Raw genomic sequence first — 17,075 nt, forward strand, 5'->3', positions numbered from 1 at the left:
CAATGAATAAGGAATCAGTAGGTCTTGTTGAAACCAAATATTATGATATTGATGGAACTATTGAACTTGAAAGTGGAGCTACTCTTGATGACGTTGTTGTAGCATATGAAACTTACGGTGAATTGAATAAGGAAAAAAACAATGCTATTTTCGTCTGTCACGCGTTAACTGGCGATGCCCATGCTGCAGGATGGCATGAGGGCGATGAAAAGCCGGGATGGTGGGAAATTGTAATAGGTCCTGGAAAGGCATTGGACACAAACAGATATTTCATCATATGTTCCAATGTTTTGGGAGGATGTAAAGGAACTACCGGTCCAAGTTCGATCAATCCTAAAACAGGAAGGGAATATGCTCGCGATTTTCCTGTAATAACCATCAAAGACATGGTAAAGGTTCAAAAGAAACTTGTTGATTCTTTTGGAATCAAAGAGCTAAAAGCAGTAATCGGGGGATCCATGGGTGGAATGCAGGTTCTGCAGTGGATGGTTTCCTATCCTGAAATGGTCAAGAAGGCAATGCCGATAGCCACTACCGCACGGACATCACCTCAGCAAATCGCATTTAATGAGGTCGGCCGTCAATCAATATTCTCAGATCCTAACTGGAATAACGGGTACTATTATGAAAGTGGAAAAGTTCCGAAGAAGGGTCTTGCAGTTGCACGTATGGTTGCTCACATCACCTATTTGAGTGAAGAGTCAATGTACCTTAAATTTGGACGTGACCTTCAGGATAAGGATGAGGTGACTTATGATTTGGGTATGGATTTCCAGGTTGAAAGCTATCTTCATCATCAGGGAGCAACCTTTGTTAAACGTTTCGATGCAAACAGTTATCTATACATTACAAAGGCTGTTGATTTGTTTGATTTGGCCATTAAGAATTCCTTAACTGACGGTTTGAACGATGTGGATTCAAAGGTTACTGTTGTATCCATTAATTCGGATTGGCTATACCCGATTGATCAGGGGATGGAGATTGTCAGTGCTTTAAGTGCAAATGATGTTGAAGTATCCTTTGCCGAGCTAAAATCAAGCTATGGGCATGATGCATTTCTTTTGGAAAGGGGTCAGCTCAACTATATAATATCTAGATTTTTGTCTGACGATAGGGTCTCTGATATAATGACAAGTGACGTTCAAACAATCAAGCCTACTTCAGACATTAAGGAAGCTGCAAAATTGATGTTGGATAATCAGGTAACTCATCTTCCTGTTGTCAGCGACGACTCTAAATTAATAGGCATTGTCACCAGCTGGGATCTGTCCAAAGCTATTGCAACAAACACATATTCCTTGAACGATATCATGACAACTTCAGTTAAGTATTGTTATAAGCAGGATTCAATCGACGATGTTATTTATAAGATGAGGGAGGATGACATTTCCTGTTTGCCTGTCGTTGACGACGATTTAAAACTTGAAGGTGTAGTGACAATTGACCAGCTTAGTCATTTCATTCCAAACGGTTCTTATTAGAACATTTGGCTCATGACTATTGGTCTTTCAATATTTTTTTATTTTTTTCAGACATTTTTATAATTCATTGAATTTTATTCTATTTTTTTCAATTTTTCTATAAAGTTTTCAAACATTGTTATTTTTTATTAAAAATTATATTTTTTTAAATAATTTATCTATTTTTAATGTTTGCTTTTATTTTTTGTAATAAGATTTTAGATTAAAATAAGTTATTTGTTCATTATTTATAGTTTTAGATATACAAATTAGTATTAATTTAATATCATGATTATTTTTTCTTTGTCTTTATTTTATTTTCATTAAAAAATTTTCAAGGTATAAATGATAAGCTTTATATATGAGCATATTCTAATTATGGTTAGTTAACTTTTGTGAAAAGTTAATTATTAAATATAAAATACGTTGTAGGAGATGTAAATATGAGTTATAATGAACCAAGACCAGGATTTTATGAATTTGATAGTAAAGATGATTTTGTAGAATTTTACGCAGACCACAAAGACTGTATCAACGAAGGTATTGCAAATGGATCTCTTGAAGTTAAATTTTTAGATGATGTTGGTGACGCTTTAGTATCTGCTGAACCAGACAATGAAGGAGATTTAACTGAAGTTATTGAAATCCTTCCAGATAACATTCAAGTTCATGTAATCAAACAAGACTAAATCATAGTTATTTAGTGATGCAATATTAGTGTGGTTTGCCGTTGCTTTGGGCAGAGTCTTAACGATTATGGGTGGCGGCAAACCACAAGGCGAATTTAATACTTTTTTTTTCAATATTTTTAACAATTCTTATTTATTCATTGATTTTTTTATTTGATTAATTTGTTAATTTTCAATATTTTTAAAAATTTATATTTGATTGATGATTTTTTTATTTAATTGATATGTAATTTTTTAATAATTTTAATATTTTATATTATTTTATTCATTTTTTAAATATAATGTTATATATCATGCGTTATATTATTAATTTGTTTAATTTTTTTGTAATATTTTTAAATTTTGTTAATTTATTTTTTAATTTAATATTTTTTAATTATTTTTTTCAAAAAAAATTAAATCATGTTCATAGGTGGTAGAAACCTTTATATATTAGTTCTTACTAACTATTAGTAATTAGCTTTAAGTTTTAGAGTTAATTGTTATATGCTTTAATACATTGTAGGAGATGTGAAGCAGCATTGGTGAATTTCTATGCCGGAGATGTAGGTAGGGAGATATAGGTATAGTTGCTTTGTCAGTGTTGTATGCATAGGTGAATTACTTTAATTGGAGATAAAATAAGGTAATAGATATAGTTATGGTAATTTGTCTGTGAATTCATAGGTGGTTTTGTCTATTATTGGAGATAAAAAAAGGTAATAGATATAATAATATGATGAAGCCACCTACGGTTTGTTTTTTTCTAGTTTTCATTAAGATTATTGTTGATTATTTAGCTTTTTTTTTTTTTAATTTATTTAAGATAATTGTTGATTTCAACTTCTTTAAGAACTTTTTTTCTAAGGATCTTATCGATTCCGGTTCCGTATTGGGCTGCCTTCTTGGCCCTGTATGCAAATTCGTCCGGAAGTCCAAGCTCTGATGCAAGATCTCTTAAAATGTTCTTACGGATCTTATCCTCTTTATTGGATATTTTGTATTCGACAGGAATATTCAATGCGAATTCAACAAGGTTCTTGTCCAAGAAAGGCAATCTGAGCTCGACGCCGTTTGCCATTGATACAGCATCGTCACGTTCCAGATTGACATGATACATGTTTTCGATGTCATGCCTCAATTCTTCATCTAATTTTCCGCTTTCATATGATTTTAAATAGCGATTGTATCCTGCAAATAGTTCATCTGCCCCCTGGCCTGAAATGGCTACTTTTCCACTGTCTTCATGAATCATCTTGCAGGCCAGATATATGGTCATTCCCACTCCAATCTTCATAAGGTTGTTTTCCCCTATGAGCTTTACGACAGTTTCCAGGTTTTCCTTTACAATTTCTTTTGTAATTGGTTGGATTTTCAATGGAAGGTCCAGGAGTTCAGCCAGCTTCTTGCTTGCTATTACGTCCTTTGAGTTTTCTCCACCTACAGAATAAAGTTTGATTTTCAATGGCTTGTTTTTAGCTATTTCCTTTAATAGGAGGGTCAGAAGGGTACTGTCAACCCCTCCTGAAAATATTACTGAAACTTCATCAAGGTAAAGGACCCTTTTTAAAACAGCCAATTTGAGCTTTGTTTCCAGCTGTTTTGAAATGTCTCCGATAATTGGAATTTGTTTTTGAGCTATATTGTCAAGTGCAGCTGTAGATGTCCAGTTGTACAATATGTGTCCCGGTTTCAAGGTTTCAATATTTTCAAAATTCAGCTGTTTTAATGCATACTTTGAACTGGAAAATCCATTTAATTCATCACTTATTGCATAAAACATGGGTTTAACTCCAAGTGGGTCACGGCCGATGGCCAGGTTTTCACCATCCCACACAGCAAAGCTATAGTCCCCATCAAGCAATTTCAAAGTGTTTTTCACAGACTCCAAAAGATCGGACTCCTTGCTGTAGTAATATTCGATGATTCTAAGAATCAGATAGCTGTCGGTAGTTATTTCTTCATCCAAATGTACCTTTCTTATGAAATTCGCCAATGACTTGAAATTATATATTTCTCCATTAAAAACCAATGTCAATTTCCCATTTGTTATTGGCTGATAGTTGCTTTCAGCTTCGCCTAAATTAAAAATGCTCAACAGATTCTGGCCCAAACCTAAAGAATATTCCCCATCATTACAGTCATCCAAGTCAATATCTAAAAAAAGTTCATCGTCCAAAAGCATTCCAGTGGAATCGGGACCTCTATTTTTAGTGTCTTTTAAAAGTTTTATCAAGTCGTTTCCTTTGAATTTTCCCTGAAGGCCTACAATTGAGCACATATAAGATAATTTGATTTGGATTATTATTATATTTTTAGAATTTTTCTCTGGTAATTTGATTAACATTTATTAATATAAAAAAATATATTTATTAGTATTATAGTAATATAAGGAGATTTATCACATGGAAATTAAAGAAGATGCAGAAAAAATCGTAGAAGAATTTTCAGAAAAATTGGCAGATATTCCAGATTTAGAGGAAACATGGTATATTACAGATAATTTAAATCTCACACGTAAAGATGAAGCTCATGAGAAAAATCCTGAAAAAATCTTAAGAAATGCACGTATTGATAAAGACGGAAATCTTATTGTTAAAAAGGCAGATTGGATTTAAATTTATTATAAAGGGGATTAAATATGAGAATGGATTTAGTTCTAGCTGTTCTTGATGTTCCTGGACAGTTAGTTACAGTTTTAGAACCTATTAGTGGATTAGGTGCAAATCTTGTTACAGTTATCCATAAAAGAGATGTTAAAGATGACAAAGGCAAAATTCCTGTTCAATTAACTTTAGAAGGAAAAAGAGAAAATCTCAATAGGGTAATTGACAAATTCAACGAGCTTGAAATTCCTATCCTTGAAATGGATGGAATTGTAAGAAAACTGATTGTAAGCACCATTTTAATCGGACACATTGTCGACAGTGACATTAGAGATACCATGGATAAGATCAACGAATTGGATGGTGTTTATGTGGTTGGATTTGATATTCAGCTTAACGGGGAAAACAAATCATCTGCACTTCTTAATATTGAAACCGATGTTGACAAAAAACAGCTAGTTTTTGATAGAGTTGAAGAAATAGCTAATGAAAAGCAATTATTAATGATTAATGAAGTTTAGGGATTATTATGAAAGATTGTAGAGTCATAATTATGGGATTTGGTGCAGTTGGACAAGGAATCGCTGAAGCCATTTCCCTTAAAAAAGAAATGATTAGAGAAGAGTATGGTGTAGATATAAAGATTGTCGCTGCTGCTGACTCTTCCACTTCCGCAATATGTCAAGATGGTTTGGATGAGCAATTGCTTCTTGAAACCAAAAGGGAAACCGGAAAATTAAGTGACTATCCTGAATACGGTGGTGAAAAGTCCAACCTAGACGTTTTGGATAGTGTTGATTATGATTGCCTGTTTGAAGCAACTCCAACCAATATCAAGGATGGTGAGCCTGGAAGAAGCCTTACCTTAAAGGCATTTGATGAAGGGAAGGATGTTGTAACTTCAAACAAGGGATATTTGGCTTTAAACTTTGGAGAGATTATTGAAGCCGCCAAGGAAAACGATGTCCAGTTCAGATATGAGGCAACTGTTGGAGGGGCAATGCCTATAATCAACCTTGTTAAGGACACTCTTTCAAGCTGTAAAGTTTTCTCAATTGTTGGAATTTTAAACGGAACCACCAATTATATTCTTTCAAGGATGACAAGTGAAGGATCTTCTTATAAGGATATTCTCCGTGAATCCCAGGAACTTGGAATTGCTGAGACAAATCCTGAACAGGATGTTGAAGGTATTGATGCTGCATGTAAGACTGTTATTTTAGCTAATTCACTTTTGGGAATTCCTGCGACTTATAGTGATGTTAGTGTTGAAGGTATTTCCAACATCACTTCAGAAGCAATTGATTTGGCTAAAAGGGACGGCTATTTGATAAAGCTCATAGCTGAAGTATCTCCTGAACAGTTGAAGGTATCTCCTCGTCTTGTAAAAGAAGGGAGTGCTTATGATGTAAACGGTACATTAAACATGGCTACCGTTAAAACTGACTTGGCAGGAGACGTTTCCGTAAGCGGTTTAGGTGCTGGTTCTCTTGAAACTGCATCTGCAATGTTAACTGACTTAATTAGTATTTTAAAACTTAAAAACTAATTTTCTTTTCTTTATTTTTTTCTTGATACTATGAAATATGTAATTTTTATTCCAGATGGTTCTAGTGATTATCCTATTGATGAGCTCGGTGGTAAAACTCCTTTGGAAGTAGCAAATACTCCAAATATCGATGCTTTGGCCAGTAAGGGTATAGGCGGATTTACAAACAATGTTCCCGATAAGTTTACTCCAGGTTCCGATGTGGCCAATATGAGTATTTTCGGATATGATCCTGATGGCTGCTATACCGGTCGTGGCCCTCTTGAAGCGGGAAGTATGGGTATAGAAACAACTCCTTATGACATAATCTTCAGGTGCAACACAATAACAGAAGAGGATGGCAAAATTGAGGATTTCAATGCAGGCCACATCACATCTGAAGAGGCCGAAGTCTTAATGGAAGCATTAAACGAATACTTCAATGAAAAATATGATGACTTCAAGGGGAAATTTTATCCAGGAATAAGCTACAGGCATTTATTCGTATACTCCTGTGAAAATGATAAGGATACAAAAATTTTGGATGAATTGGAAACAATGCCCCCTCATGACATTGTAGGTGAGGACATTGAAGAAAACACCTTATGGAACGATGAGATAGCTATTGAAATTAAGAAAATCATGAAAGAATCAGAAGAGATTCTTGAAAATCATGAAATCAACAAAAAAAGGGTTGCCGAAGGTAAAAAACCAGCAAATATGGTCTGGTTATGGGGACAAGGAACAACCCCAGCATTACCTGACTTTAAAGAAACATACGGTTTGGATGGAGCTGTAATCACTGGTGTGGACTTGCTTAAGGGAATAGGTATCTTTGCAGGTCTTGACATAATTGAAGTTCCTGGAGCTACAGGTTTCTTTGACACTGATTACAAGGCTAAAGGAGAATATGCTATTGAAGGTTTAAAGGATCATGATCTTCTTTTGATTCATGTTGAAGCACCTGACGAGGCAGGTCATGCTCAAGACATTGAAGAAAAGGTAAGGGCCATTGAAAGAATCGACGAATTCATCGTAGGTCCTGTTCTGGACAGTCTTGAAGGACAGGATTACAAGGCGGCTATTTTGCCTGATCATCCGACACCTATTTCTGTTGGAACACATACTCGTGACAATGTTCCTATAGTGGTCTATTCAACAACAGCTGATGTCAGCGATGATGTTGAAAGATTTACAGAAAAGGAAGCTGAAAAAGGTTCCTTTGCATTTAAAGAAGGATTTAACTTAATTAATAGATTAATTAATGATGATTTTAATTAATCTCAATATTTTTTTCGGGATTTTAACATGAATTTAACTGGATTCTCAGATTTGTTTAGAAACAAGGAAGGCTATTTATTTTCAAACAAGGCTTTGCTGTTTTTGTTCCTGCCATTGATTGGTGAAAAGCTGTTGGAAATGTTGGTGGGATTTGCAGATTCAATAATGGTTGCATCTCTTGGTGAGGCGGCAATTTCGGGGGTTTCACTTGTTGATTTTGTAATGCAGCTTTTAATCTTTAGTTTTGCGGCCCTGGCTGCAGGTGGAGCGGTAATTGCAGGGCAATACATTGGGGACAGAAAGCTTGACATGGCCTGCAAATCTGTAGATCAGCTATTGTGGTTTAATGCAATCTTTTCATTTGTTCTCATGATGGCAATATTGATTTTTAGATCAACTATCATTGGATTGTTGTTTGGAAGCATTGAGGCTGACGTATGGGCAAACGCCGACAAGTATCTTGTAATTGCGGCCTTCTCAATTCCATTCATGGCTATTTTCAATGTAGGGGGAGCCATTTTCAGAACCACTGGAAATTCATACCTGCCAATGAAGGTTCTTCTAGTATGTGATGTTTTGAATATAATTGGAAACGCCTATTGCATCTACTTTTTGGGAATGGATGTAACCGGTGTAGCTATACCAACGGTACTGTCAAGGTTCCTCTCTGCGGCAATTATAATATTTTTTGCCCTTAATCCGAAATATGAGCTTCATTTAACAAGATCGTTAAGGTTCAGGTTTAACTGGAGGATGCTGAAAAACATTTTAGGTGTTGGAATCCCATATGGAGTTGAAAACGGATTGTTCCAGCTTGGAAGAATATTGATTTTGAGTTTGGTTTCAACATTCGGAACAATGGCAATAGCTGCAAATTCAGTGGGATATGCATTAACAGTATTTCAGGTTTTGCCTGGCTTTGCAATCAATTTGGGTCTTACCGTGGTCATATCTCAATGTGTGGGAGCTAAGGATTTTGAACAGGCAAAATATTACAACAAAAAGATTCTAATAATCATATTTGCTTCAATAACAACAGCCTCATTGGTGGTTTATGCAGCATTGCCTCAGATATTGGGAATTTATGGTTTATCAACTCAAACAGCTGAACTGACTGCTGAAATGATATTATGGCATACCGTATTTTCAATAATAATCTGGCCAATTGCATTTTCACTTCCTTCAACATTTAGAGGGGCCGGAGACGCCAAATTCCCAATGTATGTTGGAATTATTGTAATGTTCTCCTGCAGAATCGGACTGTCCTATGTCCTATCTTTAAATTATGGGATGGGTGTAATTGGAACATGGTTTGCAATGTTCATCGACTGGTTTGTAAGGGCAGGAGTCTATGTTTACAGGTACTTCTCAGGCAAATGGATGGAATTCAGAGCCATTGAATAATTAAATATTTAAATGATGAAAATTCATTCTTAACTTGGTGATATGTATGGCATTATTTACAGGAGATTTCAAATCAAAAGAATTAAAAAAAAGCACACCAATTACAGTTATTCTACCTTCAGACAACATAAATTACTTGGAAGGCATTGATTCCAGTGCAAAGCCACCATTCAAGACATTGTATTTGCTTCACGGAATGTTTGGAAATAACGAAACATTTGTATATAATACTTTAATCAGGTCATTTGCAACAGATAACAATTTGGCAGTTGTAATGCCTAGCTGTGACAACTCATTTTATCTGAACAATCCTCCGGCTTACGAATATTATTCAAATTATGTTGGGGAGGAATTGGTTAACTTTACAAGGGAAATTTTTCCATTGTCCACCAAAAGGGAAGATACATTTATTGCAGGATTTTCAATGGGTGGATATGGAGCTATAAGAACAGGTTTGCTTTATAACGATACATTCTCAGCTATTGGGGGAATTTCATCAGCATTGATAAGTCATAGGTTGAAATATGTTGTTGATGAATTTAAGGAAGTTGTGGATACCAAGGAATATCTTGAGTCTGTTTTTGGAGATTTGAGCAAGGTTGTTGGCAGTGACAAGGATCCTGAATTTTTGATTGACGAACTTTTGGAGAAAAACAAGGAGATTCCTAAAATATTCATGACTGTAGGTAAGAACGACTTCTTGAGGACAGAAAATGAGGCTTTTCACAAGTTTCTAGTAGAGAAGAACGTTCCGGTAACATTCAATGAATATCCTGGCGAACACACCTGGGATTTCTGCAATACACACATCGAGCAGTTCATCAAATGGCTCGAACTATAGGATTGGTTTCTCTTTCCAAACCAATCGCTTTTTTTTTTAAATTTTATTAAAATATTTTGTTTCGAAATTTTTGTTTTTTTATTTTAAAATTAAATATATTTGATTAATTTTTAAAATTATTTGTATATTGTGTTAAGCAAATGATATATTTTTTATTGTTTATTCAAAATTATAATATTAATTATATGCTTTAAATTTAAATTTATATAAAATTATCAATTAAAATAAGGTTTTTTTTATAAATAAGCATTAATATTTTTTTATATGGGTTTATTTAATAAAAAACCAATATTATATATTTTTAATAAAGTTTATATAATTATTAAACATAATTTTAATTATCAAAATATATTTATATTTTTTAAAGATGTTTTGATATATATTTTGGAGGAAATTCATGAATTTTAAAAAAATTTTACTCCTATTTCTAATATTGGTTTTAGCAATAGGGGTAGCTAGTGCTGAAGACCCATCACAAGCTAATAATGGTTCTTTAGAAATCTCATATGACAATGAGGTATCACCTTTGGTTACTAGTGCATCTAACACATATACAGTAACTGAAGGAAATTACGATCAGTATTTTGCTAGTGATGGAGGAATTAAATCCGGTGCTTTAAATGATGGAGATACTGTGATTTTATCTGGAAGCTTTACAGGTAAAAACTTCATAATAAGCAAGAACATAACCGTTACTGGGGCACAGGACAATTTGATTACAAACGGTAAAATTACATTAACAAGTGCTTCTTCAGGAGCTACAATATCTAAGTTAAACATAGTTAACTTGGATGTTGAAGACAAGCAAGCAATCATACTAAAGGGCGCCACCTACTGTACAATTGAAGGCAACAACATTTCCTGTAGTGGTAAAAGTTCATTTACAATAGCATTGAATACAGGATCTAATTATAATGTTATTTCCAACAACATTTTAAAAACAGTGGGACCAAGTGCTAACTTCGTATTGGGGGGAGCACATTACAATACAATTAAAAACAATTATGTTGAAATTGCAGACTCCAATGGAATCTATCTTTCACAATACGGAAGTGGAGACTTTAGTGGAGGACTCTCAAACAACAATCTGATTTATAACAACACCGTGAAATGCAGCATTGACTGTCCATCATCATGGTGTTATGGGATTCAGATAATGGGTTCTAACAATGTTGTAGACTCAAACACAGTAATAGGCACCTATCTGGGTATTGGGGGAAGTACTAATACCAATATTACCAATAACTTAATAGTTAACTTAACTGGAACCTACATGTCCGGTGGAACTGTTGAAGGTGCTAGTTATGGTATAAGTAGTGGTGCTGGATCAAATATTATAAACAATACAATTAAAGATAGTTACATCAAAGAATCTGCAATTTATGTGGGTGACAATTGTGTTGTTAAAGACAACAGTGTTGAAATAACAGGTGCTGGTGCTGGTGTTACTGCAAATGGGAACAATGTCATAATAAAAGACAATACAATTAAAACAGTATCAGGAGCTACTGTTTACCAGAAAGGAAAATATGATGGGTTGATGGTTGATAACAATACTCTTGTTTCATATTCTGGAATTGGAGTATCTGCAGACAGATCATCAAAGTCCAAATATCCTACAAATATTGTAATAACCAACAATAATATTTCAACTTCAAATGCAAAGGCAATAAACCTTCCTTATACACCATCATATACACTAATAAACAATGATGTTGGTTCTTCATCAGTTGTTACACAATCTGGTACAATGAAACCAACTTCAATAAGTTTGGAAGCAATTCCAGATGTTGAATTTGGTAATGATGTAGTAATCAAAGCTAATATAACTGAGGGTTCAACAGGTACTGTTTCCTTCAATGTGAGTGGCACAATCTATAATGTTGAAATAGTGGATAATAAAGCTACTTTAACATTATCTAATCTAAATATTGGCTCTCATGTTGTAACTGCAACATATGGAGGTTCAGGAACTTATTTAGGTTGTTCTAATAAAACTAATTTCAAAGTAATTAGTCAAAACTCCATTTTTGTTTCTCCTTCAGGTGATGATGACAACGATGGTTACACATGGGAGACTGCTGTTAAAACCATAGAAAAGGCTGTAAGTCTTATCCAAGATGGTGGAAAAATTTATATTGGTAATGGTGTGACTGTTGCTAAAAATCCAGGAATATCAATAACTGTTACTAAAAATGTTGATTTCGTTGGTCAAGACAAAGATTTGACCGTCATTGATGGTCAAGGTTTGGCTAATGGAAATTATGGATTCTTCTACACTGATCAAAACAATAAATTAGGATTCTATAATTTAACTTTCATCAATTGTAAAGGTAAACTTGATGGTGGAGCAATTGGTGTTGATTATTTCGGCAATAGTCCTAATTTCATGACAATTGACAATTGTAAATTTATTAACTGCAGTGCTCTTTATTCAGGTTCTGCTGTATATGTCTACAATGATTGTGGTACACTTAATTTAAACATCACAAATTCATTATTTGAAGACAATAAAATCACCAGTACTCGTTTAGAAGGTGCTGTTTATTTAGGTACACTTGGAAACAACAAAATCAATTTGAAAGTTGACAACTGTACTTTTATTAACAATAAAAATAAAGATGATGTTTTCAATTCCATAACCATTAATTATGCTGGTGCTGTCGATGCAAAAATTAACCACAACATTTTTGCAAACAATACAGGAAATGATATTCACAAAATCAATGAAGTCAACAATGGTGGAACTGTCAGCATAAATGCAGATGAAAACTGGTGGGGAACAAACAACCCAACCCTCAATGATCTTACACTTAATAATTGGATAATATTGAATAGTGATTCTAACTTTACTGATAATCTTAAACCTGGAGATGTCATTTCTATTGAAGCATACTTTGTTTTGAATAATGGAACTCCTATTGCAGATCCTGCTTTATTTGAAGGATACAATGTAACTATTAACGGTGTTAAAACTTCAATTAAAGATGGAAAAGCTAGTTATGATTATACTCTATCAAACGGTGAAAACCTTATTCCAATTAGTGCAGACAGGGCCAATGTGGATTTGACCTATTCTATTAATTATGAACCTGAGGAAGTATATGTCTCTCCTTCAGGTGATGATGACAACGATGGTTACACATGGGATACTGCTGTTAAAACCATCGAACAAGCTTTAACCATAGTTAAGGATGGTGGAAAAATCTATATTGGTAATGGTGTGACTGTTGCTAAAAATCCTGGAACATCAATAACTGTTACTAAAAATGTTGATTTCGTTGGTCAAGACAAAGATTCAACCATCATTGATGGTCAAGGTTTGGCTAATGGAAATTATGGATTCTTCTACACTAATCAAAATAATAAATTAGGATTCTATAATTTAACTTTCATAAATTGTAAAGGTAACATTGGTGGTGGAGCAATTGGTGTTGATTATTTCGGCAATAAGCCTAATTTCATGACAATTGACAATTGTAAATTTATTAATTGTAGAAGTGGATACCAAGGATCTGCAGTTTATGTATATAATGATTACGGCATACTTAATTTAAATGTTTCAAATTCATTATTTAAAGACAATAAACTTACATTGGATTATCCCGACAGTTTAGAAGGGGCAATTTATGTGGGTACACTGAATGAAAAAATCAATTTAAACATCAACAATTGTACATTTATCAACAACACAGACAAAAAAGGCAACTTCAATTCCATAACCATTAATTATGCTGGTGCTGTCGATGCAAAAATTAACCACAACATTTTTGCAAACAATACAGGAAATGATATTCACAAAATCAATGAAGTCAACAATGGTGGAACTGTCAGCATAAATGCAGATGAAAACTGGTGGGGAACAAACAACCCAACAGTCAACGGCATAACACTCAACAACTGGGTGATATTAAATGCTACAGCCAAATTCAATGGTTGTACAGTTGGGGACAATATTCCTGTAGAGGCTTACTTTGTCTTAAATAATGGAACTCCTATTGCAAATCCTGCTTTATTCGAAGGATACAATGTAACAATCAATGGAGTCAGTACTACCATTAATGGTGGGAAAGCTACTTCAAACTATAAAGTAGTTGAAGGCGAAAATCTTATAAATGTTTTCGCTGATAGGGCAGTCGTTACCTTGAATTATAATTTAGTCATACCGGAGATACTTTATGTCTCTACTACTGGTAATGATGAAAATGATGGTTTAAGTTGGGATTCTTCCTTAAAGACTATTAATAATGCTTTGAAAAGAATTAAAAATGGTGGAATAATCTATGTTGCAGACGGAGAATACATTATTGATTCTACAATTACTGCAAGCTCTAAAGATTTCACCATAATTGGTCAAAATAAAGGCCAAGTAATTCTCAATGGTAACTCAAAAAAATTATCCAAGTTTACCAGCTGTAATATTCATTTGATTAATTTAACTTTCACTGGAGGAAATCCTAAAAGTTCAAGTGTTACTCAACGTGTTGGTGGTGCAATTCATGTTACCTATGGTTCTTTAAAGGTTGAAAACTGTACATTTATTGATAATAAAGCGGCCGATGGTGGAGCTATTTACCTTGATGGTGGTGCTAATTTAACCGCATTAAATTCCACTTTCATTTCAAATGATGGTGGAAGTTATGGTGGAGGTATTTCAACCTGGGGAGGTTATTTCACCATAGATTCATGTATTTTCAAATCATGCACTGCTAGTTCTGGAAGTGCAGTTTACAGCAGAGCAAGGGGTGGAAACATTACCAATTCCATCGTTCTCGGATCTGTTTACGACAATAATGAAGGAGTTGTTATAGCCAATAACAATTGGTGGGGATCTAACGATAATCCATATCCTAATGAAGGCAAAGTACCTAAAGTAGAAACTTGGATAGTGCTAAACAGTACTTCAGATTTCACAGACAATCTTGGAGCAGGAGATGTCATTTCTGTTGATGCATACTTTGTTTTGAATAATGGAACTCCTATTGCAGATCCTGCTTTATTTGAAGGATACAATGTAACAATCAATGGAGAAGAAACCACAATTGAAAATGGAAAAGCTAGTAGAAATTACACCTTATTAAAAGGTAGCAACATTATCCCAATAAGTGCAGATAATGCAAATATTGAATTAAGTTACTTTGTTAAAGAATCTACAACCATAGAAATCACTAACATACCTGCCCTTAATGTAGGTCAAAAAGGTGATGTGACTGCTGTTGTTAAAAATGAAACTGGAGATGTAATTGATACTATCACTGTTCCTTATTCTGCTGATGCTGCAGGTAACTTTACTGTTACTTTAACTTATCCTGGTAATGAGACTTATATGAGTGCTACTAGGAATGTTACTGTTGAAGTATGTAAAGGAACAACCACTCTTGAAACTGTTGGTAATCTTCCTAATTTGACTGTTGGTCAGATGGCGGCTATTATGATTAATGTTAAGGATGAAAAGGGTAATGTGATTGACAATATTACTGTTCCTTATTCTGCTGATGCTGCAGGTAACTTTACTGTTCCTGTAAACTTTGCTGGTAATGATAATTACTTGCCAGCTTCAATGAACATTACATTAAATGTTGCCAAGGCATCTGCTTCAATTTCAGTAACAGTACCTGATATAGCTTATGGAGACAATGTCACAGTAACTATTTCATCTTCTAAAGAGTTAAACGGAGAAGTAATAGTCAATATCAACGGCACAGAATTCACAGTACCTATTGTAAATGGTACCGCAAGCTTCAATAAGAATCTTGGTTTATCCGCAGGCAAATATAATGTTAAAGCAAACTTCACTGGAGACAACAGTTACACAAGTGTAGCAGCAAATACTGAATTTACTGTAGATAAAGTTGCTACATCAATAACTGCAGAAAATATCGTGCTTAAAGTCGGAGAAAACGGCAATATCGTCGGAGAAGTCCAAGACGAAAAAGGAAATGTAATTGACAAAATTACTGTTCCTTTCAATGCTACCGATGCAGGTATCTTTACTGTACCAATAGTTTATGCTGGTAATGAAAACTATAATGAATCCTCCATTAATATTAACGTTACTGTTAATAGGGGTTCCACAACAATTGAAATAACCAAGATACCAGAGTTGACAATTGGGGAAACCGGAGATATCACTGCAGATGTTAAGGATGAAAAGGGTAATGTGATTGACACTATTACAGTTCCTTATTCTGCTGATGCTGCAGGTAACTTTACTGTTCCTGTAAACTTTGCTGGTAATGATAATTACTTGCCGTCATCTACAGATGTTACTGTTAGTGTTTTCAAATCATCAGCTGATTTAGAAACTGATGACCTTGAAATGTACTTTAAGGACGGTAGCCAATATAAGGTAACTGTTAAGGATTCTCGCGGAAACCCTGTTGCTGGTGAGAAAGTAACTTTAATTCTTAATGGGGATCGTTTTAAAGATCTCACTTATCAGAGAACTACAGATGAAAACGGTGTTGCATCTCTTCCAATTAACTTAATCAAAGGAGAATACAGCATTACTGCTTGTTATGATTCCAAGAACATAACTTCAAAAGTATCTGTATTGGTCCGTGAAAACAAGTTAAGTGCAGACAATATAGTGAAATACTATAGAAATGGAACACATTACACTGTTAAACTCACAAATGAGAAAGGAAATCCTATTGTTGGTGAGAAAATAACTGTTACTCTTAAAGGTAAAAGTTTCAATGACCTTAAATATGTTATAACAACCAATAGTGATGGAGTTGCTACACTTCCAATTAACCTGGTTGCAGGCAACTACGAAATCACTGCTCAATATGATGATGTGAAAATAAAAACACAAATTGAAGTAAAAGATGTTTTAATAACAAATGACTTAACCAAATCAGTTTCAAAAGCAGCTACACTTGATGCTACTTTCTTGGATGACCATGGTAAACCATTGGTCGGGCAAAAAGTAACCTATACTTTTAAATTCCCAACAAAAACAGTCTCTTATACAAAAATAACAGACAACAATGGTGTAGCAAAACTACCAATCAACCTGGCAAAAGGAACATACAAAGTAACTGTAACCACAGAAACTGGAGTCAAAAAAGAAGCAAACATCAAAGTAACAGCATAAAATTCAAATCAAAAGATTAGACATGGGAAAAAATCCCATCCTAATCAATTTTCTTTTTTTTAAAATACATGAGCATGAATCTTTCACAATAATCTATTTTTCCATTCTAGTATTAGAATTCTTATCTTTTCTGTAAGGGGATATGATTGAATTTATTTTTATGCTCTCCTATAATTAGTTAATAATTG

The 17,075-nt window shown here is 34.0% G+C and carries 10 protein-coding genes; 9 read left to right on the forward strand and 1 reads right to left on the reverse strand.

Annotation, left to right across the window (positions count from 1 at the left end):
- Positions 1-2 precede the first annotated feature (2 nt).
- Together Q4P18_RS06535 and Q4P18_RS06540 are read left to right on the forward strand one after the other, a co-directional pair.
- Positions 3-1,481, forward strand: coding sequence for a homoserine O-acetyltransferase (locus Q4P18_RS06535; RefSeq protein ID WP_303337017.1), 1,479 nt, complete (start codon positions 3-5; stop codon positions 1,479-1,481).
- A gap of 422 nt (positions 1,482-1,903) precedes the next feature.
- Positions 1,904-2,149 (forward strand): hypothetical protein, encoded by a 246-nt coding sequence (locus Q4P18_RS06540; RefSeq protein WP_303337021.1) that lies wholly within the window; start codon positions 1,904-1,906, stop codon positions 2,147-2,149.
- Between the two features lie 796 nt (positions 2,150-2,945).
- Here Q4P18_RS06540 and Q4P18_RS06545 read toward each other — a convergent pair.
- Positions 2,946-4,409 (reverse strand): asparagine synthetase B, encoded by a 1,464-nt coding sequence (locus Q4P18_RS06545; protein WP_303337024.1) that lies wholly within the window; start codon positions 4,407-4,409, stop codon positions 2,946-2,948.
- Between the two features lie 124 nt (positions 4,410-4,533).
- On the opposite strand from Q4P18_RS06545, the gene gatC reads away from it, so the two are divergent.
- The 7 genes from gatC (at position 4,534) to Q4P18_RS06580 (ending at position 16,887) form a co-directional block, all read left to right on the forward strand.
- Complete coding sequence (gene gatC, locus Q4P18_RS06550) at positions 4,534-4,746, forward strand: Asp-tRNA(Asn) amidotransferase subunit GatC (RefSeq protein ID WP_303337026.1); 213 nt, start codon at positions 4,534-4,536, stop codon at positions 4,744-4,746.
- Positions 4,747-4,769: 23 nt separating this feature from the next.
- Positions 4,770-5,255, forward strand: a complete 486-nt coding sequence (locus tag Q4P18_RS06555) for an amino acid-binding protein (RefSeq protein WP_303337028.1) — start codon at positions 4,770-4,772, stop codon at positions 5,253-5,255.
- 8 nt (positions 5,256-5,263) lie between these two features.
- Entirely contained in the window at positions 5,264-6,283 is a 1,020-nt protein-coding gene (locus tag Q4P18_RS06560) for a homoserine dehydrogenase (RefSeq protein WP_303337031.1), read from the forward strand.
- A 30-nt stretch (positions 6,284-6,313) separates the two neighbouring features.
- Positions 6,314-7,543, forward strand: coding sequence for a cofactor-independent phosphoglycerate mutase (locus tag Q4P18_RS06565; protein ID WP_303337034.1), 1,230 nt, complete (start codon positions 6,314-6,316; stop codon positions 7,541-7,543).
- 27 nt (positions 7,544-7,570) lie between these two features.
- On the forward strand, positions 7,571-8,947 hold the full coding sequence (locus tag Q4P18_RS06570) for an MATE family efflux transporter (protein WP_303337037.1): 1,377 nt from the start codon (positions 7,571-7,573) through the stop codon (positions 8,945-8,947).
- Between the two features lie 46 nt (positions 8,948-8,993).
- Entirely contained in the window at positions 8,994-9,788 is a 795-nt protein-coding gene (locus Q4P18_RS06575; protein WP_303337041.1) for an alpha/beta hydrolase family protein, read from the forward strand.
- 397 nt (positions 9,789-10,185) lie between these two features.
- Positions 10,186-16,887 (forward strand): Ig-like domain repeat protein, encoded by a 6,702-nt coding sequence (locus Q4P18_RS06580; RefSeq protein WP_303337044.1) that lies wholly within the window; start codon positions 10,186-10,188, stop codon positions 16,885-16,887.
- Positions 16,888-17,075 lie beyond the last annotated feature (188 nt).

It is taken from the genome of Methanobrevibacter sp., assembly GCF_030539665.1.
Lineage (GTDB): Archaea > Methanobacteriota > Methanobacteria > Methanobacteriales > Methanobacteriaceae > Methanocatella.

Bases quoted from the DNA above. Each gene is read 5' to 3' on its own strand.
- Q4P18_RS06570 (WP_303337037.1), top strand. From the start codon at position 7,571: ATGAATTTAACTGGATTCTCAGATTTGTTTAGAAACAAGGAAGGCTAT.
- gatC (WP_303337026.1), top strand. From the start codon at position 4,534: ATGGAAATTAAAGAAGATGCAGAAAAAATCGTAGAAGAATTTTCAGAA.
- Q4P18_RS06555 (WP_303337028.1), top strand. From the start codon at position 4,770: ATGAGAATGGATTTAGTTCTAGCTGTTCTTGATGTTCCTGGACAGTTA.
- Q4P18_RS06565 (WP_303337034.1), top strand. From the start codon at position 6,314: ATGAAATATGTAATTTTTATTCCAGATGGTTCTAGTGATTATCCTATT.
- Q4P18_RS06545 (WP_303337024.1), bottom strand. From the start codon at position 4,409: ATGTGCTCAATTGTAGGCCTTCAGGGAAAATTCAAAGGAAACGACTTG.
- Q4P18_RS06575 (WP_303337041.1), top strand. From the start codon at position 8,994: ATGGCATTATTTACAGGAGATTTCAAATCAAAAGAATTAAAAAAAAGC.
- Q4P18_RS06560 (WP_303337031.1), top strand. From the start codon at position 5,264: ATGAAAGATTGTAGAGTCATAATTATGGGATTTGGTGCAGTTGGACAA.
- Q4P18_RS06540 (WP_303337021.1), top strand. From the start codon at position 1,904: ATGAGTTATAATGAACCAAGACCAGGATTTTATGAATTTGATAGTAAA.
- Q4P18_RS06580 (WP_303337044.1), top strand. From the start codon at position 10,186: ATGAATTTTAAAAAAATTTTACTCCTATTTCTAATATTGGTTTTAGCA.
- Q4P18_RS06535 (WP_303337017.1), top strand. From the start codon at position 3: ATGAATAAGGAATCAGTAGGTCTTGTTGAAACCAAATATTATGATATT.